At 57.2% G+C, this 1776-nt stretch carries 2 protein-coding genes; one reads left to right on the forward strand and one right to left on the reverse strand.

Translation table 11 applies throughout. The features are described 5' to 3' along the window. Positions 1 to 319: 319 nt before the first annotated feature. Entirely contained in the window at positions 320 to 595 is a 276-nt protein-coding gene (locus GM676_RS31220; protein ID WP_155468455.1) for an SDR family NAD(P)-dependent oxidoreductase, read from the reverse strand. A 187-nt stretch (positions 596 to 782) separates the two neighbouring features. Here GM676_RS31220 and GM676_RS31225 point away from each other — a divergent pair, with 187 nt between their 5' ends. Beyond that, the gene (locus GM676_RS31225; protein ID WP_155468456.1) at positions 783 to 1652 is read left to right on the forward strand and encodes an AraC family transcriptional regulator; all 870 of its coding nucleotides are present in this window, start codon (positions 783 to 785) and stop codon (positions 1650 to 1652) included. The last annotated feature ends 124 nt before the right edge of the window (positions 1653 to 1776 follow it).

Consider the following 1776-nt stretch of genomic DNA (forward strand, 5'->3'; position numbering starts at 1 on the left):
TTGTGGTCATTTCTGACCAGGTTCGCTCACTCAAAATACTGACAGTATTTCTTGTTGAGCATTTAATGCTTTTTGTTGCAGCATCAAACGCCCACACTTATCAACTGTAATTTTTTAAAGATCTTGTATTGCTAGCTGAGAAGCGTTTTGTTCATCAGCACAGAAGCGAGATTATGAAGTGTTTCGACCATTTCGTCAAGCTTCTCTTTTTTCGCTTCACTCTGCATTTGCATGCAGTGTTTCGCGAGGGACAGAATCATAACAAGGCGCACGCTTTTTGACAAGGGCTTTCTTCACAGCAGCATGACTCAGGTCTTGTTCAAACGTTGTTGATGACCACGTCCACGCGCTTGTGGATGTCCTCGGCAAACGCCAGGAATTCGCGCATTTCCTCCGGCTGATTCACGTCCAGCTCAAACCATTCGGCCGAGCCGCCGGCCTGGCGAATCTCCGTCACCAGCGCGTGCAACTTGCTGGAGCGGCGCGCTCCCAGTACCACGTGATGCCCCTCTCCTGCCAGCTGACGGGCAGTCGCCGGTCCGCTGCCCCGGCTGGCGCCGGCGATCAAAATAACTTTGCGCTCGGTTTGCGTCATGATGCGATCCTTTCAAAGCCATTAACACCAGCCTGCATCTTACGGACTAAACTGAATGCTGCGAATGCACATGACTATGTAGTTCTTGCCTAATCCTATAGATCGCACGAGCAAAGGTAGCGATTCGGGCGGGAATCATGGATCATTCCTATTCATCGCAATCAACAAGGAGTGCAGCATGGAACGCATGATCGCCCTGCATAATCAACTGGCCCCGGTCGACGGCTCGGTCGAAACGCTGGTGGGCGACGTGCGCCTGTCGCGCTCCACCCAACGGGCCACCAAGTCGCCGGCCATGTACGAGCCCTGCATCGCCATCGCGCTGCAAGGCCACAAGCGCACCCACTTCGGCAACGACATCCTGCAATTCGATGCCGACCATTATCTGGTGGTGGCCGTGCCCATGCCGTTCACCGCCACCATTGAAGCGTCGCCGGAACACCCTTTCCTTGGCATCTCGATTCGCGTCGACCGCACCACACTGGCCGACCTGATGTTCGCCATCGACCAGAACGCCAATGACGTTCCCGCCATGCCAAAAGGAATGATGACCACGCGCATGGACGAACGCCTGCGCGACACTGTGCTGCGCCTGCTGGAAGCGCTGAACTCGCCTCTGGAAGCGCGCGTGCTGGGGCCGGCCATCGTGCGTGAAATCTGCTACCGCGTGCTGATGGGCGAACAAGGCGCCGCCATGCGCGCAGCGCTGACCAGCCAGGGACAGTTCGGCCGCATCGCCAAAGCCCTGCGCCGCATCCATGCCGATTACGCGGCCGAGATCGACGTCGGCATGCTGGCGGCGGAAGCGAACATGAGCGTGCCGGCCTTCCACGTGCACTTCAAATCGGTGACGCATTGCTCACCGATCCAGTACCTGAAATCCGCGCGCCTGCACCAGGCACGCTTGCTCATGGCGCGCAACGACATGACGGCGCAATCGGCCTGCGCGCTGGTGGGTTACGAAAGCCCGTCGCAGTTCAGCCGCGAATTCAAACGCTACTTCGGCCGCAGCCCGAGCGAAGAAGTGAATGCCATGCGCCGCTTCCTGACGGTGTAAACGCAAAAAGGCCCGCTCACAGAGCGGGCCTTCTCGGCTTATAACTAGCTTGACGATAACCTACTTTCACACTGGTTGCAGCACTATCATCGGCGTAGAGTCGTTTCACGGTCCTGTTCGGGAT

This window comes from Duganella radicis, from assembly GCF_009720825.1.
GTDB classification, from domain to species: Bacteria; Pseudomonadota; Gammaproteobacteria; order Burkholderiales; family Burkholderiaceae_D; genus Rugamonas; species Rugamonas radicis.

Bases quoted from the DNA above. Each gene is read 5' to 3' on its own strand.
- GM676_RS31220 (WP_155468455.1), bottom strand. From the start codon at position 595: ATGACGCAAACCGAGCGCAAAGTTATTTTGATCGCCGGCGCCAGCCGG.
- GM676_RS31225 (WP_155468456.1), top strand. From the start codon at position 783: ATGATCGCCCTGCATAATCAACTGGCCCCGGTCGACGGCTCGGTCGAA.